This window comes from Pseudomonas sp. Tul2A7 (assembly GCF_054790505.1).
The window spans coordinates 1129745-1154799 of the sequence record NZ_CP186499.1; the positions used below are offsets into that span (position 1 = coordinate 1129745).

A 25055-nucleotide genomic window follows, 5' to 3' on the forward strand; every position below is an offset into this window, starting at 1 on the left:
GCGAGTTAGAGGCTGCGAGCAACCTGAACCTTCTCGAAGACTTCGATCTTGTCGCCGACTTTGACGTCGTTGTAGCTCTTCACGCCGATACCGCATTCCATGCCGGCACGTACTTCGGAAGCGTCATCCTTGAAGCGGCGCAGGGATTCCAGCTCGCCTTCGAAGATAACGATGTCTTCACGCAGTACACGGATCGGACGGTTACGGTGCACAACACCTTCGATCACCATGCAGCCTGCGATCGCGCCAAACTTCGGCGAACGGAACACGTCACGTACTTCGGCCACACCCAGGATGTTCTCGCGAACATCGCTGCCGAGCATGCCGGTCAGGGCTTTCTTGACGTCTTCGATGATGTCGTAGATCACGTTGTAGTAACGCATGTCCAGACCTTCCTGCTCGACGATCTTCCGTGCGCCAGCATCGGCACGCACGTTGAAGCCGAACAGTACAGCGTTGGAAGCCAATGCCAGGTTAGCATCGGATTCGGTGATACCACCGACACCGCCGCCGACTACGCGCACTTGAACTTCGTCGTTGCCCAGGCCATTCAAGGCACCGTTCAACGCTTCCAGCGAACCACGGACGTCGGATTTGAGGACGATGTTGAGCGTCTTCTTCTCGGCCTGACCCATGTTTTCGAAGATGTTTTCCAGCTTGCCGGCGTGAGCGCGAGCCAGTTTGACTTCGCGGAACTTGCCTTGACGGAACAGAGCCACTTCACGGGCTTTCTTCTCGTCAGCAACCACGCTCATCTCGTCGCCAGCGTCCGGGGTACCATCCAGGCCGAGGATCTCGACAGGGATGGAAGGACCGGCTTCTTTGATTGGCTTGCCGTTCTCGTCGAGCATGGCGCGAACGCGACCATAGTTCGAACCGACCAGGACCATGTCGCCTTGGCGCAGGGTACCGTCTTGAACCAGAACGGTTGCCACCGGGCCACGACCTTTGTCGAGGCGCGATTCAACCACAACACCACGACCAGGAGCCGATGGAGTCGCTTTCAGTTCGAGAACTTCAGCTTGCAGCAGAACGGCTTCGAGCAGCTCGTCCACGCCAGTACCGACTTTCGCCGAAACCGGAACGAACGGCGTATCACCGCCCCACTCTTCAGAAGTCACGCCGTGAACCGACAGTTCGCTGCGGATGCGATCGAGATCGGCGCCCGGCTTGTCGATTTTGTTCACCGCTACAACCAGTGGAACGCCAGCCGCTACTGCGTGCTGAACAGCTTCAATGGTCTGCGGCATCACGCCGTCGTCCGCTGCAACCACCAGGATCACGATGTCGGTCGCCTTGGCACCACGAGCACGCATTGCGGTAAACGCGGCGTGACCCGGGGTGTCGAGGAAGGTGACCATGCCGCGTTCGGTTTCAACGTGGTATGCACCGATGTGCTGAGTAATACCACCGGCTTCGCCAGCAGCTACCTTGGCACGACGGATGTAGTCGAGCAGGGAAGTTTTACCGTGGTCAACGTGGCCCATTACGGTCACGACTGGAGCACGGGAGAACGACTCACCTTCAAACTTCAGGGACTCGGCCAGGGAATCTTCCAGGGCGGTGTCGCTGACCAGGGTCACTTTGTGGCCCAGCTCTTCGGCTACCAGCTGAGCAGTTTCCTGATCAAGCACCTGGTTGATGGTCGCTGGAGTACCCAGTTTGAACATGAACTTGATGATTTCAGCAGCCTTGACCGACATCTGATTGGCGAGATCGCCAACAGTGATGGTCTCGCCGATCTGCACATCACGCACGACAGGGCCGGTTGGGCTCTGGAAACCGTGGGCGTTGCGTTTCTTCAGCTTGGCCTTGCCGCGACCACCACGACGGAAGCCATCGCTTTCTTCGTCGGTAGTGCGTGGCGCCACACGTGGAGCCGGCGCTTTTTCTTTGACCGAGGCGCGATGCGGAGCGTTTTTGCGCTCGCCATCACCACCACCGCTGCGACGATTGTTATCGTCAGCACGTGGCTTGTCCGGACGGCGCTGTTCGTTCTGCTTGTTGCGAACGTCAGCAGACGGAGCTGGAGCAGCGGCAACCACCGGCGCGCTTTCGCGAACAGGTTCGGCAGCTGCAGCCGGCGCCGCAACGGCGTCGCTGGTAGCGTTCTGCGCAGCAGCAGGCTGATTACGCGCTTCTACTTCGGCGCGTTGCTTGGCTTCTTCTTCAGCCTTCTGACGGGCAGCATTTTCTACTGCGCGACGCTCATCCAGTTCACGCTTGCGCTCGGCTTCGATTTCTTCCGGGCTACGCTGTACGAAAACTTTCTTTTTGCGAACTTCTACGCTGATGCTCTTGCTACCAGCCACACGCAGGGTGCTGGTGGTTTTACGCTGCAGCGTGATCTTGCGTGGTTCTTCCACTTTCGCCTTGTGGCTGCTTTTCAAGTGAGTCAGCAGGGACTGCTTCTCACTGTCAGTCACATTTTCTTCGGCGGCGGTGTGCGGCAGACCTGCCTCACGCATCTGCTGCAACAGGCGCTCTACCGGTGTTTTGACCTCATCGGCCAGTTGTTTCACCGTGACTTGCGTCATGCACTTCTCTCCTCAGGCCGCGCCTAATTACTCGAACCAGTGGGCTCGGGCGGCCATGATCAACTTGCCGGCACGATCATCGTCAATGCCGTCGATGTCGAGCAGGTCGTCAATAGACTGCTCGGCCAGGTCTTCGCGGGTAATTACGCCGCGCACCGCCAGTTCCATCGCCAAATCCTTGTCCATACCCTCAAGCGAGAGCAGGTCTTCGGCCGGATGGGCGTCTGCCAGCTTTTCCTCAGTAGCGATGGCTTTGGTCAACAAACGATCCTTGGCACGAGCGCGAAGCTCGTTGACGATGTCCTCGTCAAAGCCGTCGATGTTGAGCATTTCTTCCAACGGTACGTAGGCAATCTCTTCCAGGCTGGTGAAGCCTTCATCTACCAGCACCTGAGCCAGTTCTTCGTCGACTTCCAGCTCGTCGATGAAGTTGCGCAGGATGTCGCCGGTTTCTGCTTGCTGCTTAGCCTGGATGTCCGATTCGGTCATCACGTTCAGAGTCCAGCCAGTCAACTGGCTCGCCAGACGCACGTTCTGACCACCACGACCGATGGCCTGAGCCAGATTGTCTGCGCCAACGGCGATGTCCATTGCGTGGGCATCTTCGTCAACGATAATTGCCGCAACCTCGGCCGGGGACATGGCGTTGATCACGAACTGGGCCGGGTTGTCGTCCCACAGAACGATATCAACACGCTCACCGCCCAACTCACCCGACACTGCCTGGACGCGCGAACCGCGCATACCGATGCAAGCGCCCTGCGGGTCGATGCGTTTGTCCTTGGAGCGGACGGCGATCTTGGCGCGCGAACCCGGATCACGGGACGCTGCCATTACTTCGATCAGGCCTTCGGCAATTTCCGGCACTTCGATGCGGAACAGCTCGATCAGCATTTCCGGCGCGGTACGCGACAGGATCAGCTGCGGGCCGCGATTCTCGGTGCGGATTTCCTTGAGCAGCGCGCGCAGACGCACGCCGACACGGAAGGTTTCGCGAGAAATGATGTCTTCACGAGCCAGCAACGCTTCAGCGTTGTTACCCAGATCGACGATCACGTTGTCGCGAGTGACTTTTTTCACGGTGCCGGAGATGATCTCACCAAGGCGCTCGCGATAAGCGTCAACCACTTGAGCGCGCTCGGCTTCACGTACTTTTTGCACGATGACTTGCTTGGCAGTCTGTGCAGCAATACGCCCGAACTCGATGGATTCGATCTTCTCTTCGACGACGTCACCTACCTGAGCACCTGGATGCGTTTCGGCAACCTTGCTTGGCCAGGTTTCGATAGCCGGATCGTCAAGATCGTTCTCTTCGACGACCGTCCAGCGACGGAAAGTTTCGTATGCCCCGGTGTGGCGGTTAATTTCCACACGCAGGTCAACTTCGTCCTCAAAACGCTTTTTGGTAGCAGTGGCCAAAGCCAGCTCCAGCGCTTCAAAAATTACGCTTGCCGGTACGCCCTTTTCATTGGATACCGACTCAACAACCAGCAGTACTTCTTTGCTCATCGTACGCCTCGCCTTTCGCAAGCCATTGGATCCGCGGGATCCGCGTCTCAGTCAAAACTGGGAATAATGTTGGCCTTGTCGATCATATCGATCGGCAACAGGAACTCATGGTCGTCTACCTGCACCACGACATCCTGCTCTTCTACACCGCGCAGAAGGCCCTGAAAGTTGCGGCGCCCTTCAAAAGGCGAACGCAGCTTGATCTTCACTTGTTCACCGGCAAACTTTGCAAACTGCTCAAGAGTGAACAGTGGGCGCTCCATGCCAGGCGAGGAAACTTCGAGGGTGTATTCAACGGAGATTGGATCTTCAACATCCAGCACACCGCTGATCTGACGGCTGACAATGGCGCAATCGTCCACCAGCACGCCGCCCTCTTTATCGATATAAACGCGCAACATCGAGTGACGACCCTGAGCCGAAAACTCGATACCCCAGCATTCATAGCCCAGGGCCACGACCACCGGGGCCAGCAAGGCCTGCAACTCTTCTAGCTTGCTCGACACCTGAACCCCCTAGTGCATGATATGTGCATGCTTTGCAAAATAAAAAAATGGGCTTAACGCCCATCCTTGAAACGCCGTCGAACAGCGGCGTTGAAAGTGTCCAGCTAACAAAAAGCCCCTTAAAAGGGGCTCCTTAAACTGGTTGCGGGGGCCGGATTTGAACCGACGACCTTCGGGTTATGAGCCCGACGAGCTACCAGACTGCTCCACCCCGCGACAAAGCTGGGGCGGAAGTATACGACCGATCCCTTATTGGGTCAATGTAACCTTCCACCTGCAAGAAAGCCCGCAACAGCGGGCTTTCCTGACTAATTGGTACCGAGAAGGGGACTCGAACCCCTACACCCTATGGGCACAACCACCTCAAGGTTGCGTGTCTACCAATTCCACCACCTCGGCAAAACTACGTTTGAAACTCTTCTTACTTCTGCTCTTGAGCTGGAGGTACGTCAGTCGCTGGAGTAGCCGACTTTTGCTCTTGAAGCACCGGGACATCATCAGAAGCCGGTTGTTGTTGCTTAGGCACTTCCAACACTGCTGGATCTGGCAAACCTGCCTGAGTCAGCTGATGAGCCTTCTCTTTAGCAAAGTAACCTAACCCCAAGCTGGTTATGAAGAAACCGGCGGCAAGTATAGCAGTAAACTTACTAAGAAAGGTAGAGGAACCTTGGCTTCCGAACACAGTATTTGAAGCACCTGCTCCGAAAGACGCGCCAGCGTCCGCACCCTTACCCTGCTGCAGCAAAACCAGAGCAACTACGCCCAATGCACCCAGCAGATGAAAAACGACTACGACTGTTTCCAGCATTTTTTCAGTTTCCCGCGGCGCGACAAATCGCACCGAACTCATCTGCATTCAGGGAAGCTCCACCAATGAGCCCCCCATCGATATCCGGCATGCCGAACAGTTCGACCGCATTGGCCGCCTTCACGCTGCCGCCGTATAGAAGCCGCACACCTCGTGCGACTTCAGAATTCTCTGCCGCCAGCTGCTCGCGAATGGCTTTATGCACATCCTGAGCTTGCTGCGGCGTTGCAGTCAGTCCGGTACCAATAGCCCAGACCGGCTCGTAAGCAATGACTGCCTTGGCAAAGGCACCGACACCCAGCTCCTCGATGATGCTGCCCAGCTGACGCCCGACAACCTCAAGAGTTTTTCCGGCTTCGCGCTGCTCGAGGGTTTCCCCTATACACAACACCGGAATCAAGCCACATGCCTGTGCCGCTGCGAACTTGCGATTCAGCATTCCGTCTCGCTCGCCCATTATCTGACGGCGTTCGGAGTGCCCGACAAGTACCAGGGAACAACCTGCATCCACCAACTGACTCGGAGCAACTTCACCGGTCAATGCACCTTGCATGGATTCCACCGCAGAGTTCTGCGCGCCGACCGAAATCGACTTGCCTTTCAAGCCATCAATCACTTGATTGATATACAAGCAAGGCGGGAATACCGCGACATCAACACCGCTTGGCAAGGCCAGATGACGAAGGCCGTTGATCAGCTCAGCGACGCTGGCGCGGGTACCGTGCATCTTCCAGTTACCAGCTACCATAGGGCGACGCATGCTGTACCTCGTCGGTCAAAGTGGGCGCAGATGTTACCCAACACAATCATGGCTTGCAAGCCGTATCAGGCAGAAACTTCAGTTACCAGTTTTGCCAGCTCTTCGGCGTAGTTGCGAACCAGGGTTTCGTCCTCGCCTTCGACCATTACGCGCACCAGAGGCTCTGTCCCGGACTTGCGCAAAAGCACGCGACCGCGGCCAGCCATTGCCTGAGTAACACGCGCACTGGCCTCCTTGACAGCCGGGTGTTCCAGCGGGCTTTCGCCACCACCGAAACGCACATTGATCAGAACCTGAGGGCACTTGCGCAAGGCCTGCCGGGTCTGTGCGAGACCTTCATTACGCGCCTTGAGCGCCATCAGCACTTGCAACGCTGCGATGATCGCATCGCCGGTGGTGGTGTGATTGAAGCAAACGATATGCCCCGAGTTTTCACCACCGACCAGCCAATTGCGCTCCAGCAGCTCAGCGATCACATAGCGGTCGCCAACATTGGCACGAATGAATGGGATCGAAAGATCGGCAAGGGCCAACTCCAGACCGAGGTTACTCATCAGAGTACCCACCACCCCACCCTGTAATTTGCCACGTTCATGCAGATCGCGGGCAATGATGAACAGCAGTTCATCACCATCAACGATGGCCCCCGTGTGATCGACCATCAAGACCCGATCACCATCGCCGTCAAAAGCGATCCCCAGATCGGCGTGTTCAGCCAGTACAGCTGCCTGCAACTGGTCCATATGGGTCGAGCCGCAGTTGTCGTTGATATTCAGACCATTGGGCTGGGCCGACAGCACGACAACCTCGGCACCGAGCTCGCGGAAAACACTTGGGGCAACTTTATAGGTCGCGCCATGAGCACAATCGATGACGATCTTGAGACCGGAGAAGTTGGTGCCGGTGGGCACACTGCTCTTGCAGAATTCAATGTAGCGACCAGATGCATCGTTGATTCGTGACACTTTGCCGATCTTGCTCGACTCGACCACGGTCATTGGAGCATCGAGCAACTCCTCGATCATCAACTCCAGTTCATCGGGCAGCTTGGTGCCTTTGCCGGAGAAGAATTTGATGCCGTTATCATCATGCGGATTGTGCGATGCACTAATCACAATACCGGCCTCAGCCTGAAACGTGCGCGCCAGATAAGCGATGGCCGGCGTTGGCATCGGACCAAGCAGCATTACATCAGCACCAGCCGATGTCAGACCGGCTTCAAGAGCCGACTCGAACATATAACCGGAAATTCGCGTGTCCTTGCCGACCAGCACCTTGCAGGCGCCCATCTTGCGGAACGCCATGCCGGCAGCCCAGCCGAGCTTGAGCATGAAGTCAGGAGTAATGGGGTATTCACCGACGCGACCACGAATGCCGTCAGTACCAAAATATTTCTTGCTCATAAGCGCTCCATCATTCTTATTCGGCTGATTCCACGGCCGCGATCATCCGCACCACATCTACCGTTTCCGCTACATCATGGACGCGCAATATACGCGCACCCTTTACCGACGCCAGCGCTGCCAGGGCCAGCCCACCAAAAAGGCGCTCGCCAACCGGACGATTCAAGGCGTGTCCAATCATGCTTTTTCGCGAAACACCGACCAACAACGGCCGGCCCAACGCATGCAGGGCTTCCATATGCTTGAACAAGCTTAGATTGTGCTGCAGGGTTTTGGCGAAGCCGAAGCCAGGGTCGAGAATGATTCGCTCGGCAGGAATACCCGCCGAAGCACACACCGACATCCGCTCGGTGAGAAACTCGCCCACCTCCAGAGTGACATCCTGATACTGCGGATTATCCTGCATATCACCTGGCTCACCCAGCATATGCATCAAACACACCGGCAACCCCGTCGCCGCAGCAGCATCCAGCGCGCCATCACGTTGCAACGATCGCACATCATTGATCAAGCCAGCCCCCAGCCGCGCAGTTTCGCGCATCACGGCTGGCGTGGAGGTATCGACCGAAATAATGACATCGAGCTCGCGATTGATCAGCTCCACGATGGGCGCTACACGCTCCAGCTCTTCCAGCGGCGATACCGCCCGCGCGCCGGGTCGAGTGGACTCACCGCCGACATCGATCAGCGTCGCACCGGCCGCCACCATAGATTCAGCGTGGCGCAAGGCCGCGTCGAGTTGACTGTAGCGGCCGCCATCAGAGAAAGAGTCGGGAGTGACATTGAGAATGCCCATGACATGCGTCTGGGCCAAATCAAGAACCCGGTTGCCGCAAGGCAACCGGGTCAGGGACTGTACAGAAGTCATTTCAAACCTTAAACGTCAGCAGCCGGACCGCCAATCGGTGTTTCCGGACGCTCGTCGCGCACCACCGGTGGAGGCGGCGTACCGGTGCCACCCGACCAGTCGCGAGGTTCGCGAGGCGTGCGACCTGCCATGATGTCGTCGATTTGCTCGGCATCGATCGTCTCGTATTTCATCAGAGCGTCAGCCATCGCATCGAGCTTGTCACGGTTATCCGTGAGGATCTGCTTGGCCGTGCCGTAGCACTGGTCAATGATGCTGCGGACTTCGGAGTCGATCAGCTTGGCTGTCTCACCAGAGAAGCTGGCAGCCTGACCGCCACCGCCGCGACCGAGGAACACCTCACCCTCTTCTTCGGCATACATCAACGGACCGAGTTTTTCCGACAGACCCCACTTGGTCACCATGTTCCGCGCAATCTGGCTGGCACGCATGATGTCGTTAGAGGCGCCGGTAGTCACACCGTCGAAGCCCAGAGTCATTTCTTCCGCAATACGGCCACCGTACAGCGAGCAGATCTGACTGATCAGCGCACGTTTGGACAGGCTGTAACGATCTTCTTCCGGCAGGAACATGGTTACACCCAGCGCACGGCCGCGCGGAATGATCGACACTTTGTAGACCGGATCATGCTCAGGCACGACGCGACCAACGATGGCGTGGCCAGCTTCGTGATAAGCGGTGTTCTGTTTCTCTTTCTCGGACATGACCATCGATTTGCGCTCGGCGCCCATCATGATCTTGTCTTTGGCCAGTTCGAACTCTTTCATTTCAACGATGCGTTTGCCGCTGCGTGCAGCGAACAGCGACGCTTCGTTGACCAGGTTAGCCAGGTCAGCACCGGAGAAGCCCGGAGTACCACGCGCGATAACGGCCGGAGCAACGTCGTCACCCATTGGCACTTTGCGCATGTGTACTTTGAGGATTTGCTCGCGACCACGGATATCCGGCAAACCAACCACGACCTGACGGTCGAAACGGCCCGGACGCAGCAGCGCCGGGTCGAGTACGTCTGGACGGTTGGTTGCAGCGATAACAATGATGCCGTCGTTCATTTCGAAGCCGTCCATCTCAACCAGCAACTGGTTAAGAGTCTGCTCGCGCTCGTCGTGACCGCCACCCATGCCGGCGCCACGATGGCGACCGACGGCGTCGATTTCGTCGATAAAGATAATGCATGGCGCGTGTTTCTTCGCCTGCTCGAACATGTCGCGAACACGGCTGGCACCGACACCGACGAACATTTCGACGAAGTCAGAACCGGAAATGGTGAAAAACGGAACCTTGGCTTCGCCGGCAATCGCCTTGGCCAGCAAGGTTTTACCGGTGCCCGGAGGACCGACCATCAGCACACCACGAGGGATCCGGCCGCCCAGACGCTGGAACTTGCCCGGATCACGGAGGAATTCAACCAGCTCGCCGACTTCTTCCTTGGCTTCGTCGCAACCGGCAACGTCAGCCAATGTGGTTTTCACCTGATCTTCGGAGAGCAGGCGCGCCTTGCTCTTGCCGAAGCTCATCGGCCCGCCCTTGCCACCGGCACCGCCCTGCATCTGGCGCATGAAGAACATGAACACCGCGATGATCACCAGGATCGGGAAGCTGGCTACCAGCAACTGGGTCCAGATGCTTTGCTGTTCAGGCTGCTTGCCTTCAACCACAACGTGGTTGTCGACCAGATCGCCGATCAGGCCATTGTCCTGAATTGCCGGACGAATGGTCTTGAAGCTGTCGCCATCATTGCGCTTGCCGGTGATTACATAGCCATCAACCGCTACGCGCTCGACCTTGCCATCCTTGACCTGCTGGATGAAGTCGGAATAGTTGAGGGTCTGCGGCTCGTTAGGGCTGGAGAAGTTGTTCATCACCGTCACCAGGACAGCCGCGATGATCAACCACAGGATCAGATTCTTTGCCATATCGTTCAATTAACTACCCTCTGAAGCAAGCTCCGCTACTGGCGCGCGCTTCGCATGATATTCACCGGCCTAACTTACTACATTACCTACAACTCTGGCAGGCGCCGTCTGTAACCCTTTGTGAAACACTTTCTACACAATATTCGCTTATGCACGCGGAGCGAAATACGAAAAACCTATCACCCCACCAAAAAACCTCGTTTTACTCGCTACGACCGCGGTAACCCCAAGCCAGCATGTATTGCTCACGTGAGCTGCCACGAGAAGAGTCCGGCTTGATCATCTGGATCTTGTCGAACTTCTTGCGGGCATCCTTCAGGTAAACATCAAAGCCTTCGCCCTGAAAAATCTTGATCACGAAATTGCCACCCGGCTTGAGGATCCGCTCTGCCAGATCAAGTGCCAGCTCGCAAAGGAACATGGCTTTCGGCATATCCACTTCCGGCGTACCACTCATATTGGGGGCCATATCGGAAATCACAAGGTCTACCTGCGAATTACCGACGGCTTCCAGGATCTGCGCGAGCACCGCATCCTCGGTGAAGTCGCCCTGGATGAAGGTGACGTCAGGGATGCTGTCCATTTCAAGGATGTCCGAAGCGATCAAACGCCCCTGACCACCGATCAGCCGGCTAGTCACCTGCGACCAGCCACCGGGCGCAGCACCCAGGTCGACAACGCTCATGCCAGGACGAATCAGCTTGTATTTCTCCTGGACTTCCAGAAGCTTGTAACTCGCACGCGAGCGGTAGCCATCCTTCTGCGCTTGCTTCACATAGGGATCGTTGACATGTCGTTTCAGCCAACCAAGGCTTGTCTTGGAACGCGCCATTGGGCACCTCGATGATTAGGGTCGTGATTAATTGGGCGGATCCACGAACCCTCGGGTAAAATGGCCGCCATTTTACAGAATCCAGACGAAAGGGTCAGATTATGCCGCTCACTCCAGAGCAGAAGAAACAGTACAAATCCATTGGCCACCACCTGAAGCCGGTTTTGACGGTGGCTGACAACGGTTTGACTGAAGGTGTTTTAGCCGAACTTGAACGCGCCTTGGCGGATCATGAGCTGATCAAAATCAAGCTCAACATTCTCGATCGCGAGTCGCGCCTGGCGCATATCGCAGAACTGTGCAAGGTTGGCAAAGCGGACCTGGTACAGGTCATCGGCAAGATGGCACTGGTTTACCGCAAGAACTTCAGCGCCAACAAGCAGCTGTCGAACGTTCATCGCTTCAAGTGATGACAAGGGTCAAGGGTGTGCTTCGCGCACCCTGCCACTCCATCCCGGCACCGGCTGCATCACCAGCACCAGCCCGGAAAACCCCAGAACCAGATAACTGAACACCTGCCAGCGCTGCGCATCCGGCCAGCCGACACGCACTGCGACATACATCGCACACGCATACAACGCCATCAACAGCACCTGCCCACGAAAATCCCGCCATAGACTGCCAAGGCCCTCGGCCTGTACCAGCACCAAAGCCTGAAATATCACGCATGCGGCGGCGAAACTCACCACCAGCACTTCAAATGCACTGGCCACTTCATCGATCAGCAGTGGCGCCAGGCCAATCCTGCCCAGCGCCGGCTGCAAACCGAGATGTATCAGCCATAGACCGCCGACCCAAAGCATCTGGGTCAGCTGCCAAAGCATGGCGCCCGCATGCAGCGGGCGCCCTTTTTCAGATGTGACGGACTTCGACAATCTCGTACTCGATCACGCCGCTCGGCGTTTTCACGGCGACCACATCGCCCTCTTCCTTGCCGATCAAGGCACGGGCCAAAGGCGAGCCGACGGAAATCTTGCCGAGTTTGAAGTCAGCCTCATCCTCACCCACGATGTGGTAAGTGACGCTTTCATCGGTCTCGACGTTGGCGATTTCGACGGTCGTGCCGAAAATCACCTTGCCGGTGTGCGGGATGGTCGTGACATCGATGATGACCTGATTCTGAATCCGGCCTTCGATGTCGCGAATCCGCGCCTCGACCATGCCTTGCTGTTCGCGGGCGGCATGGTATTCAGCGTTTTCCTTCAAGTCACCCAACTCGCGGGCCGTACCGATGTCCTGGCTGAGCTTCGGACGGACGACCTTGGTCAGGTGAGCGTGTTCCTCTTCCAGGGCTTTAGCGCCCTGGACAGTCATTGGGTATTTGATCATGCCTTCAATCCTGCGTGTAGATCCTGCAAGCGACGCACGGTCTTTTCCGGACCGAACTTCAGCGCTTCACAGATAGCTTCGCCAGCAGCAATGGTGGTGGTGCAATAGATCTTGTGCTGCAAGGCATTACGACGAATGGAGTACGAATCAGCGATCGACTGACGACCTTCGGTGGTGTTGATGATCAGCGTGACTTCGTCATTCTTGATCATGTCGACCACGTGCGGACGACCCTCGGTCACCTTGTTCACACGGCGCACTTTCAGGCCTGCGGCTTCGATCAGCTTGGCAGTGCCGGCAGTGGCAACCACTTCGAAGCCCAAGTTGATCAGATCGCGGGCCACGCCTGCAACCAGCGGCTTGTCGTCGTCGCGCACGCTGATGAACGCAGTACCGCCAGTCGGCAGTACTTCGCTCGCGCCCATCTGGGCTTTGGCGAAGGCTTCACCGAAGGTGTCGCCGACGCCCATCACTTCACCGGTCGACTTCATCTCTGGGCCGAGGATCGGGTCAACGCCAGGGAATTTGGCGAACGGGAACACCGCCTCTTTCACGCTGTAGAAGTTCGGGATGATTTCTTTGGTGAAGCCGATTTCCTTCAGGGTCTTACCGGCCATCACGCGGGCAGCGATCATGGCCAGGGAAACACCGATGCATTTCGACACGAACGGTACGGTACGGGAAGCACGCGGGTTGACTTCGATGACGTAGATGTCTTCGCCTTGCAGCGCCAACTGCACGTTCATCAGGCCGACAACACCCAGCTCCAGGGCCATTTTCTTGACCTGTTCGCGCATCTCGTCCTGGATGTGCGCCGGCAGCGAGTACGGCGGCAGCGAGCACGCGGAGTCACCGGAGTGAACGCCAGCCTGTTCGATGTGCTGCATGATCGCGCCGATCACCACGTCTTTGCCGTCGCAGACCGCATCCACGTCCATTTCGATGGCGCAGTTGAGGAAGTGGTCGAGCAGCACTGGGCTGTCGTTGGACACTTGCACCGCGTCACGCAGGTAACGCTTGAGTTCGTCTTCTTTGTAAACGATCTCCATCGCGCGGCCGCCCAGTACATAGGACGGGCGCACTACCAGCGGATAACCGATTTTCGCGGCAGCACGAACAGCTTCGTCTTCGCTACGCACGGTGGCGTTTGGCGGCTGACGCAGGTTCAGACGCTCAACCATTTGCTGGAAGCGCTCACGGTCTTCGGCACGGTCGATGGCGTCAGGGCTGGTGCCGATGATCGGCACGCCAGCGGCTTCCAAGGCACGAGCCAGCTTCAGCGGAGTCTGGCCGCCGTACTGGACGATCACGCCTTTCGGCTTCTCGACACGGCAGATTTCCAGTACGTCTTCCAGGGTTACCGGCTCGAAGTACAGACGGTCGGAAGTGTCGTAGTCGGTGGAAACGGTTTCCGGGTTGCAGTTGACCATGATGGTTTCGTAGCCGTCTTCGCGCAGAGCGAGGGCGGCGTGAACGCAGCAGTAGTCGAACTCGATACCCTGGCCGATACGGTTCGGACCGCCACCCAGAATCATGATCTTGTCGCGGCCCGACGGCGCGGCTTCACACTCTTCCTCGTACGTCGAGTAGAGGTAAGCGGTATCAGTGGCGAACTCGGCGGCGCAGGTGTCAACGCGCTTGTAGACCGGGAACACTTCCAGCTTCTGACGGTGCGTACGCAGGTTTTTCTCGGTCACGCCCAACAGTTTGGCCAGACGCTGATCGGAGAAGCCTTTGCGCTTGAGCTTGAACATCAGGTCGCGGTCGATAGCGGACAGACCGAGGGTCTTGACCTTCTCTTCTTCCTTGATCAGATCTTCGATCTGTACCAGGAACCACGGATCGATCATGTTCATGCCGAAGATGTCTTCGACCGACAGGCCAGCGCGGAAAGCGTCCGCCACGTACCAGATACGCTCGGCGCCCGGCACGGTCAGTTCGCGCTTGAGCACGCTCATGCTTTCCGGATTGCTCAGGTCGAGCTTCTCGTCCAGACCGCAAACACCCACTTCCAGACCGCGCAGGGCTTTCTGCAGGGATTCCTGGAAGGTACGGCCGATGGCCATGACTTCACCAACCGACTTCATCTGAGTGGTCAGGCGCGCGTCAGCCTTGGCGAATTTCTCGAAGGCGAAACGCGGCAACTTGGTGACGACGTAGTCGATCGACGGCTCGAAGGATGCCGGGGTCTTGCCGCCGGTGATGTCGTTCGACAGTTCGTCGAGGGTGTAGCCCACAGCCAGTTTGGCCGCGACTTTGGCGATCGGGAAACCGGTAGCTTTCGAGGCCAGTGCCGAGGAACGCGATACACGCGGGTTCATTTCGATCACGACCATGCGGCCAGTGTTCGGGCAGATACCGAATTGAACGTTGGAACCGCCAGTCTCGACGCCGATCTCGCGCAGTACCGCCAGGGAGGCGTTACGCAGGATCTGGTATTCCTTGTCAGTCAGGGTTTGCGCAGGAGCCACGGTGATCGAGTCACCGGTGTGCACGCCCATCGGGTCGAAGTTTTCGATCGAGCAGACGATGATGCAGTTGTCCTTTTTGTCGCGGACAACTTCCATCTCATATTCTTTCCAGCCGATCAGCGATTCGTCGATCAGCAGCTCTTTGGTCGGCGACAGGTCCAGACCACGGGCGCAGATTTCTTCGAACTCTTCACGGTTGTACGCGATACCGCCACCGGTCCCGCCCATGGTGAAGGACGGACGGATGATGCACGGGAAGCCGAGGGTTTCGAGAACCGCGTTGGCCTCTTCCATGCTGTGCGCGATACCGGAACGCGGGCACGCCAGGCCGATGGATTTCATCGCCTTGTCGAAACGCGAACGGTCTTCAGCCTTGTCGATGGTGTCAGCGTTGGCGCCGATCATTTCTACGCCGAACTTTTCCAGAACACCTTCGCGTTCCAGGTCCAGGGCGCAGTTCAGAGCGGTCTGGCCGCCCATGGTTGGCAGCACCGCGTCTGGACGCTCTTTTTCGATGATCTTGGCAACGGTCTGCCACTTGATCGGCTCGATGTAAGTCGCGTCGGCCATGTCCGGGTCGGTCATGATGGTGGCCGGGTTGGAGTTCACCAGGATGACGCGATAACCCTCTTCGCGCAGGGCTTTACAGGCCTGCGCACCGGAGTAGTCGAATTCGCAGGCCTGGCCGATAACGATCGGGCCAGCGCCGAGAATCAGGATGCTTTTAATGTCTGTACGTTTTGGCATGGGTTTGTCACTCAAATCCGCAGGTCAGTCGGCAAGCCGTCTTGATCGATTTCTGAAGTCCCGAGGGGGCCACCGGTGTCGGGGCCGCCCTCGAGGGGCTTCTCTCTACAGTCTCAAGGCGAACGCTTAGCGTCGCTTGGCCATCTCGTTGATGAAGCGGTCGAACAGTGGCGCAACATCGTTCGGGCCCGGGCTCGCTTCAGGGTGACCCTGGAAGCTGAACGCGCTCTTGTCGGTGCGCTCGATGCCTTGCAGGGTGCCGTCGAACAGCGATTTGTGGATCGCACGCACGTTGGCTGGCAGGGTTTCTTCGTCGACCGCGAAGCCGTGGTTCTGACTGGTGATCATTACGACGCCAGTGTCCAGATCCTGCACCGGGTGGTTTGCACCGTGGTGGCCGTGGCCCATTTTCAGGGTCTTGGCGCCGGAGGCCAGAGCCAGCAGTTGGTGACCGAGGCAGATGCCGAATACCGGAATTTCGGTTTCCAGCACTTCCTTGATCGCCTTGATCGCGTAGTCGCAGGGCTCCGGATCACCCGGGCCGTTGGACAGGAACACGCCGTCCGGCTTCAGTGCCAGTACGTCGGCCGCTGGAGTCTGGGCAGGCACCACAGTGACGCGGCAGCCGCGCTCAACCAGCATGCGCAGGATGTTGACCTTGACGCCGTAGTCGTAGGCAACCACGTGGTATGGCAGCTCGGAGGCTTCGATGGTCGCGTGGCTGTCGGTTTTCAGGTCCCAGACAGTCGAGCGCCATTCGTATTGAGTCTTGGTGCTGACCACTTTCGCCAGATCCATGCCCTTCAGGCCCGGGAAACCTTGCGCCGCGGCGATTGCCGCTTCTTCGGAGATGTTGTCGCCGGCCATGATGCAGCCGTTCTGAGCGCCTTTTTCACGCAGGATGCGGGTCAGGCGACGGGTGTCGATACCGGCGATTGCCACAACATTGTTGGCTTTCAGGTAGTCGGACAGGGACATCGTGTTACGCCAGTTGCTCGCTACCAGCGGCAGGTCACGAATGACCAGGCCAGCGGACCAGACGCGGTCGGACTCGGCATCTTCCGGCGTGGTGCCGGTGTTGCCGATGTGCGGGTAAGTCAGGGTAACGATCTGTTGGGCGTAGGAAGGATCGGTAAGGATTTCCTGATAGCCGGTCATTGCGGTGTTGAACACCACCTCACCAACGGTTTGACCGTCGGCACCAATGGCTTCGCCGCGAAAAATGCTGCCATCAGCAAGGGCAAGTATGGCTGGCTTAGTCAAGAAGACCTCCCGTAAATAACGCATGAAAGGGCGATCGCAGGTTGTAAAAAAGCGGAGTGACGTATGGACACGTCACCCCGCTTCTTCACTGAATTATTCTGCGCGCTTTTAGTGGACACACTAAAGCTGTAGCTTACAGAAAAAGGCTTTTTTGGTCCACCGCTAAAGAGCCGAAAAGGCCGGAGAATGCGACAGGTCGTCGCCAAGCGGAGAAAAACCAGCGCAAACAGGGCGTTTGCGCCGGGTTCAGCAGTGTATCAACGCAGGTCGAGCACGTCTTGCATGTCGTACAGACCCGGCTCGCGACCAGCCAGCCACAGCGCGGCACGCACCGCGCCCTTGGCGAACGTCATGCGGCTCGACGCCTTGTGCGTGATCTCCAGACGCTCACCTTCACAGGCAAACAGCACGGTGTGATCACCCACCACATCACCACCACGCACGGTAGCGAAGCCGATGGTTTCACGCTCACGAGCGCCGGTATGACCCTCACGCCCGTAAACCGCAACTTTCTGCAGATCACGATCCAGCGCACTGGCAATCACCTCACCCATGCGCAACGCCGTACCCGACGGCGCATCGATCTTGTGACGGTGATGCGCTTCGATAATTTCGATATCAGCATCGTCGCCCAGCACGCGCGCCGCCATATCCAGCAGCTTCAGCGACAGATTGACGCCGACACTGAAGTTGGCCGCGAAGACGATCGGAATGTCCTTGCCCGCCTCGACCAGCAACTGCTTCTGCGCAGCGTCCAGCCCGGTGGTGCCGATAACCATGGCTTTGCCGGCCTTGCGGCAGAACGCGAGGTTTCTCAGCATCACTTCCGGCAGGGTGAAGTCGATCAACACGTCGAACTCTTCAGCCACGGCTTCGATGTGACCGGACAGCGGCACACCAATACGACCCAGCGACGCCAGCTCACCCGCATCGACGCCGATCAGCGTGCTGCCGGGACGAACCACGGCCGCAGTCAAACCGGTCAGCGGCGCGCGTTGCTGCACGGCCTCGACCAGAATCTTGCCCATGCGCCCGGCGGCGCCCATCACTGCAATACGTCGCATGCCGACTCCTTACAAATCGCCGAAGAAGCGCTTCACACCGTCGAACCAACCAGTGGTTTTCGGAGAATGGCTGTTGTCGTCGGCCAGCGAGCTGCGGAATTCTTCCAGCAGTTCGCGCTGACGACGGTTCAGATTGACCGGAGTCTCGACTGCCACACGGCACATCAAGTCACCCGCACCACCGCCACGCACCGGCGCCACGCCTTTACCGCGTACACGGAACTGCTTGCCGGTCTGGGTGCCTTCAGGGATTTTCAGTTTGACGCGACCGTCGAGGGTCGGAATTTCCAGTTCGCCGCCCAGCGCTGCATCGACGAAGCTGATCGGCACTTCGCAGAACAGATGCTTGCCGTCACGCTGGAAGATGTCGTGTTCGCGGACATTGATGACCACGTACAGGTCGCCCGTCGGACCACCCTGAGTACCCGCCTCGCCTTCGCCCGACAGACGAATGCGATCGCCAGTATCGACGCCGGCCGGCACTTTGACCGACAAGGTTTTGTACTCTTCGACGCGACCGTCACCGTGGCAGGAGTCGCACGGATCGGAAATGATCTTGCCCTGGCCATGACAACGCGGGCAGGTCTGCTGCACCGAGAAGAAGCCCTGCTGCATGCGCACCTGACCGATGCCACCGCAGGTCGGGCAGGTCGATGGCGACGAGCCTTTCTTCGCGCCGGAACCATCGCACGGCTTGCAGTTGACCAGTGTCGGAACGCGGATATTCACCGACGTGCCACGCACCGCTTCTTCCAGATTCAGCTCCAGGGTGTAGCGCAAGTCGCTGCCACGCTGGGCGCCGCCACGGGAACCGCCGCGACCGCCACCGAAGAAATCACTGAAGACATCACCGAAGATGTCCGAGAAGTTCTGACCACCGAAACCGGCGCCACCGCCACCCATGCTCGGGTCGACGCCGGCATGACCGTACTGGTCGTACGCCGCGCGCTTGCTGGAGTCGGACAGCACTTCGTAGGCCTCATTGGCCTCTTTGAACATTTCTTCCGACGCTTTGTCATCGGGATTACGGTCCGGGTGGTGCTTCATCGCCAGACGACGGTAAGCCTTCTTCAGGTCCGCATCGCTTGAGCCGCGCTCAACACCCAACACTTCGTAATAGTCACGCTTTGCCATAAGTCTTCTGCACTCTTGAGGACGTTCGGCAAACCCCTCCTGAGGATGGCCAAACTCGTTGAGCCCCAATACAGGCCCGGACCCAACTCACGTCAATTCAACGATCCTGGTCTTTGTTTCTTGCGGTACTTGCGGCACGAAAAGCAGGAGCATTCCCGGCCATACCGCCAACATCCGAACCTTGTCGCATGCTGTAAAAATTCGCGTATTCCAGATACGCCAACGCGGGAGCTAGCTCCCGCGCGGCGACATCCTACCAGTCACTGCCTAAAGGCAGTCAACCGGCCGACCAACAACTTACTTGTGGTCTTTGACTTCTTCGAACTCTGCATCGACAACGTCGTCAGCCTTCTCAGCCGATTCGCCTTGCGGGGCTGCGCCATCAGCTGGCTGAGCCTGTTCGGCGTACATCTTCTGAGCAACCGGAGCGGAGACTTTCGACAGCTCTTCAACCTTCGCTTCGATGGCAGCCTTGTCGTCGCCTTTAACAGCGGCTTCCAGAGCAACCACAGCAGCCTCGATCGCAGTCTTCTCTTCGGCGGTAACTTTGTCGCCCGCGTCAGCAATCATTTTGCGAGTCGAGTGAACCAGTGCATCGCCCTGGTTGCGGGCAGCGGCCAGCTCTTCGAACTTGCGGTCTTCCTCGGCATTGGCCTCGGCGTCACGCACCATGCGCTCGATTTCTTCGTCGGACAGACCGGAGTTGGCCTTGATCACGATCGACTGGGTCTTGCCGGTAGCCTTGTCTTTCGCGCCGACGTGCAGGATGCCGTTGGCGTCGATGTCGAAGGTTACTTCGATCTGCGGCACGCCACGTGGAGCTGGTGGAATGTCGGCCAAGTCGAACTTGCCCAGGGACTTGTTCTGCGTGGCTTGCTTACGCTCACCCTGCAGGACGTGAATTGTCACGGCGCCCTGGTTGTCGTCGGCAGTCGAGAAAACTTGCGATTTCTTGGTAGGAATCGTGGTGTTTTTCTCGATCAGCGCGGTCATCACGCCACCCATGGTTTCGATACCCAGGGTCAGCGGGCTGACGTCGAGCAGCAGAACGTCTTTCACGTCACCGGCCAGAACGGCGCCCTGAATCGCAGCACCCATGGCAACGGCTTCGTCCGGGTTAACGTCTTTGCGAGCTTCTTTACCGAAGAAATCGGTCACCAGCTTCTGCACCAGCGGCATACGGGTCTGACCACCGACCAGAATCACGTCGTTGATCGCGCCAACGTCCAGACCGGCGTCTTTCATGGCGATGCGGCAAGGTTCGATGGTGCGCTGAACCAGGTCTTCAACCAGTGCTTCAAGCTTGGCACGCGAGATCTTCACGTTCAGGTGCTTAGGACCGGTCGCGTCTGCAGTGATGTACGGCAGGTTGACGTCGGTCGACTGAGCGGACGACAGCTCGATCTTGGCTTTCTCAGCGGCTTCTTTCAGGCGCTGCATGGCCAGCGGGTCACCTTTGAGGTTCATGCCGCTTTCTTTCTTGAATTCGTCAACGAGGTAGTCGATCAGACGAATGTCGAAGTCTTCACCGCCGAGGAACGTGTCACCGTTGGTGGCCAGAACTTCGAACTGGTGCTCGCCATCAACTTCAGCGATCTCGATCACGGAAACGTCGAAAGTACCGCCACCCAGGTCATAAACGATCACGGTGTGATCGCCCTTGGCCTTGTCCATACCGTAAGCCAGAGCGGCTGCGGTTGGTTCGTTGATGATACGTTTTACGTCCAGACCAGCAATGCGGCCGGCGTCTTTGGTCGCCTGACGCTGGCTGTCGTTGAAGTAGGCCGGAACGGTGATCACCGCTTCAGTCACGGTCTCGCCGAGGTAGTCTTCGGCGGTCTTCTTCATCTTTTTCAGGATTTCAGCCGAGATTTGTGGCGGTGCCATTTTCTGGCCGTTCACTTCAACCCAGGCGTCGTTGTTGTCAGCCTTGACGATCTTGTAAGGGACCATCTGGATGTCTTTCTGCACAACTTCTTCGTCGAAACGACGACCGATCAGACGCTTTACCGCGTACAGAGTGTTGTGCGGGTTGGTTACAGCCTGACGCTTGGCCGACTGACCTACCAGGATTTCGCCATCGTTGGCGTAAGCGATGATCGACGGCGTGGTACGCGCGCCTTCAGCGTTTTCGATAACTTTTGCTTTGCCGTTTTCCAGCACGGAGACGCAGGAGTTGGTGGTCCCCAGGTCGATACCGATAATTTTGCCCATGTTAACTCTCCCGAAACTTTGGATTTTTTTGCCGCAGCAGTGGTGGCTAACTGCGGTAATACTTAAACGCTTGACTTCTAAATGGGGGCCTTGCGGCTAATTTCAAGCCTTCTCGTCAATCGAAGGCGAAATTGGCGCAGGCGCCTTGCTGACCACAACCATGGCCGGACGCAGCAGGCGACCGTTGAGCTGGTAGCCCTTCTGAAACACCTTCAGAACGCTGTTCGGTTCGACGTCGGCGCTTTCCTGCATGGCCATCGCCTGATGCTGAACGGCGTTGAACGGTTCGCCGTGCGGGTCGATCGCTTCCAGCTGATAACGCTTGAGGGTGTCGTGGAACATTTTCAGCGTCAGCTCGATGCCTTCACGCATCGGACGAATGCTTTCGTCGTCCGGGTTCGACAGCTCGAGGCCGCGCTCCAGGCTGTCGACGATCGGCAACAGGTCGCCAGCGAATTTTTCCAGGGCAAACTTGTGCGCCTTCTCGACATCCTGCTCGGCACGGCGACGGACGTTCTGCAGATCGGCAGCAACACGCAGAGATTGATCCTGCGCGGCGGCCAATTGCTCTTCGAGCACTTGCACACGGGTCGCCAGGTCATCACCCGAACCTTCGGGCGCCTGATTGGCTTCTGGGTTTTGCGTATCTACTGTCTGTTCGTCAGCCATAGAATTCTCCTTTCAATTTCGTCCGCGAGCCTGACTCGCGCTTCTGCCCCGATATATGGGGCCGCAAAATCAGGCTTCAAGGGCCTTCAAACATTAACCCTACAAAAAAGTGTCGAATCTTCATTCCTCAATGCGCTAAGCAGATTTTCGGTTCAAGCAAATCGACCTAAGGGAGGGCATTGTCAGCGCGAAACAAAACACTGTATAAATAACCAGACCTTTAGCTTGGGAGCGGCCTTTATGCTGGTGCACCTGTCCGTACATAACTACGCCATCGTTGAACATCTCGATCTCGAACTTGATCGCGGGATGAGCGTGATCACGGGTGAAACCGGCGCCGGCAAGTCGATCATGCTCGATGCGCTGGGCCTGACCCTCGGTGATCGTGCCGACAGCGGCGTGGTGCGCCCCGGCGCCGACAAGGCCGACATCCTCGCGACCTTCGATCTGGCGGACATCCCTGAAGCCAGCGCATGGCTGACCGAGCGCGATCTGGAGACCGATGGCCCGTGCATTCTGCGCCGGGTGATCACCTCGGAAGGTCGTTCACGCGGCTACATCAACGGCACTCCCTGCCCGCTCGGCGACCTCAAATCATTGGGCGAGTTGTTGATCGATATCCACAGCCAGCATGAACACCAGTCCCTGCTGAAAACCGATACCCATCGTCGCTTGCTGGACGAGTACGCCGGCGCTACCGATCTGGCCCGCCAGGTTCAGCTCGCCGCCCAGCGCTGGCGCCAGACTCGCCAGGAGCTGGAGCGTCTCTCCAATTCCGGCGACGAACAACGCGCGCGCCACCAATTGCTGAGCTATCAACTCGAAGAGCTGGAAAACCTCGGTCTCGGCGATAACGAACTTGAGCAACTGGAGCAGGAACACAAAAACCTGACCAACGCCGAGACGCTGCTGGGCATTTGCCGGCAAGTGGTCGAGCAATGCAGCGAGAGCGATTCCGGCAATGTGCTTAACGCGCTGACCGCCAGCCTTAATCGCCTGTCGAGCGTGAACAATTCCGTTGGCGCACTGGGCGAAGCCAGCAGCCTGCTCACCAGCGCACAGATTCAGGTAGAAGAAGCCGTTGGCGAACTCAATCGCTTCCTCGATAACTTCGATGCCGATCCGGCGCGCCTGCAATATCTGGAAGAACGCCTCGACGCGATCTATACCCTGGCACGCAAACACCGGATTCAACCCACCGAAGTCGGCGAAATGCAGCAGAAATTGCTGGATGAGATCGAAACCCTCAACGCCAACGACGAATCCATCGAGCGTCTGGGTGAAGAGCTGGCCTCCTATGCCCGCCACTATCAAGAGAAGGCCCGGGAACTAAGCGATTTGCGGCATCGTGCTGCCGGCAGCCTCGCAAGCGCGGTGGAGCAGGAGATTCAGCGACTGGGCATGCCCGGTGGGCGCTTCACCATTGAGTTGCGCGCCAACTGCAGCGACGAACTGCTACCTAATGGACTGGAACAGGTTGAACTGCTGGTCAGCGCTAACCCCGGCCAACCGCTGAAGGCGCTGGCGAAAGTGGCATCCGGTGGCGAGTTGTCACGGATAAGCCTGGCTATTCAGGTCATCACCGCGCAAACGTCTCGTGTGCCAACACTGGTATTCGACGAAGTCGACGTAGGCATCGGCGGCCCGACCGCTGAAATCGTCGGCCAGTTATTGCGCCGCCTCGGCGAACGCGGCCAGGTACTGACAGTGACTCACCTGCCCCAAGTAGCGGCGCAAGGGCATCAACATTTATTCGTACACAAGGTTCGGGGCGAAGAGGCAACGCACACAGCCGTCTCAAAATTGAGCAAAAATGACCGTATAGAAGAAGTGGCGCGAATGCTCGGCGGCATCGACTTAACCAAGGAGTCCCTGGCCCACGCCAAGAAAATGGTCGTCACCGCAAAAGTTTAAAGATGGCAGAAAGCACGAAGGCGACCCTTGGGTCGCCTTCGCTCGTTTCGCGAACCGAAATTCGCGCGACATGCTTACTTTTTCTTGCGCACGTATAGCACCAGGTTGTGATCAACCATCTCGAAGCCATGCTTCTCGACGATAGATTTCTGAAGTTTTTCGATTTCTTCGTCGAAGAATTCGATGACTTCACCCGACTCCACGTTGACCATATGATCGTGGTGACCACCATCGGCCAATTCGAATACCGCGTGGCCACCGTCGAAATTGTGACGGACCACGAGGCCAGCCGCTTCGAACTGGGTCAGAACACGGTAAACCGTGGCCAGACCGACGTCCTCGCCAGCTTCCATCAACGCCTTATAGACGTCCTCGGCACTCATGTGACGCTGCTCGGTGGAGTCGAGCATTTGCAGGATCTTGACCCGTGGCAGGGTCACTTTAAGGCCGGCTTTGCGTAGTTCGCTATTTTCAACCATGGTCAGCTTTCTCGCGATGCTGCTTCGCAGCTTCTCTTAATGCGGGTATGATCGGCGTTTACGTTGTCCCAGCCAAGATAGTGGAAGTCGCCCACCGATGCAAAACACCAAGCTCTTGCTAACCAGTTTCACCTTTGTGGGACTGCTCGCACTCGCCGGTTGTTCATTCCCCGGGGTTTACAAAATCGACATCCAGCAGGGCAATGTCGTCACGCAGGACATGATAGACCAGTTACGCCCGGGAATGACCCGGCCGCAAGTACGGTTTATTATGGGTAACCCTCTGCTTGTCGACACGTTCCATGCCGATCGCTGGGATTATCTGTATAGCCTGCAACCGGGTGGCGGTGAACGCCAACAGGAACGCATCAGCGTTATTTTCAACTCAAACGACCAGCTTGTCAGCCTGTCCGGTGACTTCATGCCGGGCGTAAGCCGTGACGAAGCCATTCTCGGCAAGGACAGTGGCACCACCGTGACCGCTCCTGCTGAAAACGCCGAGAAGCCAACACCGGAAAAACCGGTGAAGCCAGGTTCCTTGCTGGATCAGATCCAGAAGGACGTCGATGGTGTAGAAACCGTTCCGGTTCCGACACCAGAGCCGCTGGACACCTCGCCGCAATAATTTGCGA

21 protein-coding genes and 2 tRNA genes are annotated in these 25055 nt (G+C 57.7%); 3 read left to right on the plus strand and 20 right to left on the minus strand.

The window, feature by feature from the left end:
- Positions 1-5: 5 nt before the first annotated feature.
- From infB to rlmE, 11 genes are all read right to left on the minus strand, one after another.
- Positions 6-2537: a translation initiation factor IF-2 gene (gene infB, locus ACOYXJ_RS05285; RefSeq protein WP_110719002.1), complete on the minus strand. Its 2532-nt coding sequence runs from the start codon at positions 2535-2537 to the stop codon at positions 6-8.
- Positions 2538-2564: 27 nt separating this feature from the next.
- Entirely contained in the window at positions 2565-4046 is a 1482-nt protein-coding gene (gene nusA, locus ACOYXJ_RS05290; protein WP_095119527.1) for a transcription termination factor NusA, read from the minus strand.
- A gap of 47 nt (positions 4047-4093) precedes the next feature.
- Positions 4094-4552 carry a ribosome maturation factor RimP gene (rimP, locus tag ACOYXJ_RS05295; RefSeq protein ID WP_007915250.1) on the minus strand — a complete coding sequence of 153 codons (459 nt, stop codon included), beginning with the start codon at positions 4550-4552 and terminating at the stop codon, positions 4094-4096.
- A 139-nt stretch (positions 4553-4691) separates the two neighbouring features.
- A tRNA-Met gene (locus ACOYXJ_RS05300) sits at positions 4692-4768 on the minus strand.
- A gap of 97 nt (positions 4769-4865) precedes the next feature.
- Positions 4866-4951 (minus strand) — tRNA-Leu (locus ACOYXJ_RS05305).
- 22 nt (positions 4952-4973) lie between these two features.
- Entirely contained in the window at positions 4974-5360 is a 387-nt protein-coding gene (gene secG / locus ACOYXJ_RS05310; RefSeq protein ID WP_027610782.1) for a preprotein translocase subunit SecG, read from the minus strand.
- A gap of 4 nt (positions 5361-5364) precedes the next feature.
- Positions 5365-6120: a triose-phosphate isomerase gene (tpiA, locus tag ACOYXJ_RS05315; protein WP_095119528.1), complete on the minus strand. Its 756-nt coding sequence runs from the start codon at positions 6118-6120 to the stop codon at positions 5365-5367.
- Between the two features lie 65 nt (positions 6121-6185).
- A complete protein-coding gene (gene glmM, locus ACOYXJ_RS05320) occupies positions 6186-7523 on the minus strand; it encodes a phosphoglucosamine mutase (protein ID WP_460368271.1) in 1338 nt (445 codons plus the stop codon).
- A 16-nt stretch (positions 7524-7539) separates the two neighbouring features.
- A complete protein-coding gene (gene folP / locus ACOYXJ_RS05325; RefSeq protein WP_016986500.1) occupies positions 7540-8391 on the minus strand; it encodes a dihydropteroate synthase in 852 nt (283 codons plus the stop codon).
- A gap of 8 nt (positions 8392-8399) precedes the next feature.
- A complete protein-coding gene (ftsH, locus tag ACOYXJ_RS05330) occupies positions 8400-10307 on the minus strand; it encodes an ATP-dependent zinc metalloprotease FtsH (protein ID WP_016986501.1) in 1908 nt (635 codons plus the stop codon).
- A 202-nt stretch (positions 10308-10509) separates the two neighbouring features.
- The gene (gene rlmE / locus ACOYXJ_RS05335) at positions 10510-11139 is read right to left on the minus strand and encodes a 23S rRNA (uridine(2552)-2'-O)-methyltransferase RlmE (RefSeq protein ID WP_008088328.1); all 630 of its coding nucleotides are present in this window, start codon (positions 11137-11139) and stop codon (positions 10510-10512) included.
- Between the two features lie 101 nt (positions 11140-11240).
- Here rlmE and ACOYXJ_RS05340 point away from each other — a divergent pair, with 101 nt between their 5' ends.
- Positions 11241-11549 carry a YhbY family RNA-binding protein gene (locus ACOYXJ_RS05340; protein WP_016771761.1) on the plus strand — a complete coding sequence of 103 codons (309 nt, stop codon included), beginning with the start codon at positions 11241-11243 and terminating at the stop codon, positions 11547-11549.
- 9 nt (positions 11550-11558) lie between these two features.
- Here ACOYXJ_RS05340 and ACOYXJ_RS05345 read toward each other — a convergent pair whose 3' ends face one another.
- The 8 genes from ACOYXJ_RS05345 to grpE form a co-directional block, all read right to left on the minus strand.
- Positions 11559-11963: an MFS transporter gene (locus tag ACOYXJ_RS05345; protein ID WP_110719000.1), complete on the minus strand. Its 405-nt coding sequence runs from the start codon at positions 11961-11963 to the stop codon at positions 11559-11561.
- A gap of 28 nt (positions 11964-11991) precedes the next feature.
- Positions 11992-12468: a transcription elongation factor GreA gene (gene greA / locus ACOYXJ_RS05350; protein WP_003221530.1), complete on the minus strand. Its 477-nt coding sequence runs from the start codon at positions 12466-12468 to the stop codon at positions 11992-11994.
- A complete protein-coding gene (gene carB, locus ACOYXJ_RS05355; protein WP_007915231.1) occupies positions 12465-15686 on the minus strand; it encodes a carbamoyl-phosphate synthase large subunit in 3222 nt (1073 codons plus the stop codon). Before carB ends, greA begins: the two co-directional genes overlap by 4 nt.
- A 126-nt stretch (positions 15687-15812) precedes the next feature.
- Positions 15813-16949, minus strand: coding sequence for a glutamine-hydrolyzing carbamoyl-phosphate synthase small subunit (gene carA / locus ACOYXJ_RS05360; protein ID WP_007953761.1), 1137 nt, complete (start codon positions 16947-16949; stop codon positions 15813-15815).
- A gap of 257 nt (positions 16950-17206) precedes the next feature.
- Positions 17207-18013, minus strand: a complete 807-nt coding sequence (dapB, locus tag ACOYXJ_RS05365) for a 4-hydroxy-tetrahydrodipicolinate reductase (RefSeq protein WP_460368275.1) — start codon at positions 18011-18013, stop codon at positions 17207-17209.
- A 9-nt stretch (positions 18014-18022) separates the two neighbouring features.
- A complete protein-coding gene (gene dnaJ, locus ACOYXJ_RS05370; protein WP_016986506.1) occupies positions 18023-19147 on the minus strand; it encodes a molecular chaperone DnaJ in 1125 nt (374 codons plus the stop codon).
- Between the two features lie 297 nt (positions 19148-19444).
- Complete coding sequence (gene dnaK, locus ACOYXJ_RS05375; protein ID WP_007915221.1) at positions 19445-21361, minus strand: molecular chaperone DnaK; 1917 nt, start codon at positions 21359-21361, stop codon at positions 19445-19447.
- A 102-nt stretch (positions 21362-21463) separates the two neighbouring features.
- Entirely contained in the window at positions 21464-22030 is a 567-nt protein-coding gene (gene grpE / locus ACOYXJ_RS05380; RefSeq protein WP_007915219.1) for a nucleotide exchange factor GrpE, read from the minus strand.
- A 240-nt stretch (positions 22031-22270) separates the two neighbouring features.
- Between grpE and recN the strand changes: the two genes are divergently transcribed.
- A complete protein-coding gene (gene recN / locus ACOYXJ_RS05385; RefSeq protein WP_150792306.1) occupies positions 22271-23944 on the plus strand; it encodes a DNA repair protein RecN in 1674 nt (557 codons plus the stop codon).
- A gap of 74 nt (positions 23945-24018) precedes the next feature.
- Here the strand turns inward: recN and fur are convergent, their stop codons facing one another.
- On the minus strand, positions 24019-24423 hold the full coding sequence (gene fur, locus ACOYXJ_RS05390; RefSeq protein WP_016771770.1) for a ferric iron uptake transcriptional regulator: 405 nt from the start codon (positions 24421-24423) through the stop codon (positions 24019-24021).
- A 97-nt stretch (positions 24424-24520) separates the two neighbouring features.
- On the opposite strand from fur, the gene ACOYXJ_RS05395 reads away from it, so the two are divergent.
- The gene (locus tag ACOYXJ_RS05395) at positions 24521-25048 is read left to right on the plus strand and encodes an outer membrane protein assembly factor BamE (RefSeq protein WP_007915215.1); all 528 of its coding nucleotides are present in this window, start codon (positions 24521-24523) and stop codon (positions 25046-25048) included.
- Positions 25049-25055 lie beyond the last annotated feature (7 nt).

Bases quoted from the DNA above. Each gene is read 5' to 3' on its own strand.
- infB (WP_110719002.1), bottom strand. From the start codon at position 2,537: ATGACGCAAGTCACGGTGAAACAACTGGCCGATGAGGTCAAAACACCG.
- nusA (WP_095119527.1), bottom strand. From the start codon at position 4,046: ATGAGCAAAGAAGTACTGCTGGTTGTTGAGTCGGTATCCAATGAAAAG.
- secG (WP_027610782.1), bottom strand. From the start codon at position 5,360: ATGCTGGAAACAGTCGTAGTCGTTTTTCATCTGCTGGGTGCATTGGGC.
- tpiA (WP_095119528.1), bottom strand. From the start codon at position 6,120: ATGCGTCGCCCTATGGTAGCTGGTAACTGGAAGATGCACGGTACCCGC.
- glmM (WP_460368271.1), bottom strand. From the start codon at position 7,523: ATGAGCAAGAAATATTTTGGTACTGACGGCATTCGTGGTCGCGTCGGT.
- folP (WP_016986500.1), bottom strand. From the start codon at position 8,391: ATGACTTCTGTACAGTCCCTGACCCGGTTGCCTTGCGGCAACCGGGTT.
- ftsH (WP_016986501.1), bottom strand. From the start codon at position 10,307: ATGGCAAAGAATCTGATCCTGTGGTTGATCATCGCGGCTGTCCTGGTG.
- rlmE (WP_008088328.1), bottom strand. From the start codon at position 11,139: ATGGCGCGTTCCAAGACAAGCCTTGGTTGGCTGAAACGACATGTCAAC.
- ACOYXJ_RS05340 (WP_016771761.1), top strand. From the start codon at position 11,241: ATGCCGCTCACTCCAGAGCAGAAGAAACAGTACAAATCCATTGGCCAC.
- ACOYXJ_RS05345 (WP_110719000.1), bottom strand. From the start codon at position 11,963: ATGCTTTGGCAGCTGACCCAGATGCTTTGGGTCGGCGGTCTATGGCTG.
- greA (WP_003221530.1), bottom strand. From the start codon at position 12,468: ATGATCAAATACCCAATGACTGTCCAGGGCGCTAAAGCCCTGGAAGAG.
- carB (WP_007915231.1), bottom strand. From the start codon at position 15,686: ATGCCAAAACGTACAGACATTAAAAGCATCCTGATTCTCGGCGCTGGC.
- dapB (WP_460368275.1), bottom strand. From the start codon at position 18,013: ATGCGACGTATTGCAGTGATGGGCGCCGCCGGGCGCATGGGCAAGATT.
- dnaJ (WP_016986506.1), bottom strand. From the start codon at position 19,147: ATGGCAAAGCGTGACTATTACGAAGTGTTGGGTGTTGAGCGCGGCTCA.
- dnaK (WP_007915221.1), bottom strand. From the start codon at position 21,361: ATGGGCAAAATTATCGGTATCGACCTGGGGACCACCAACTCCTGCGTC.
- grpE (WP_007915219.1), bottom strand. From the start codon at position 22,030: ATGGCTGACGAACAGACAGTAGATACGCAAAACCCAGAAGCCAATCAG.
- recN (WP_150792306.1), top strand. From the start codon at position 22,271: ATGCTGGTGCACCTGTCCGTACATAACTACGCCATCGTTGAACATCTC.
- fur (WP_016771770.1), bottom strand. From the start codon at position 24,423: ATGGTTGAAAATAGCGAACTACGCAAAGCCGGCCTTAAAGTGACCCTG.
- ACOYXJ_RS05395 (WP_007915215.1), top strand. From the start codon at position 24,521: ATGCAAAACACCAAGCTCTTGCTAACCAGTTTCACCTTTGTGGGACTG.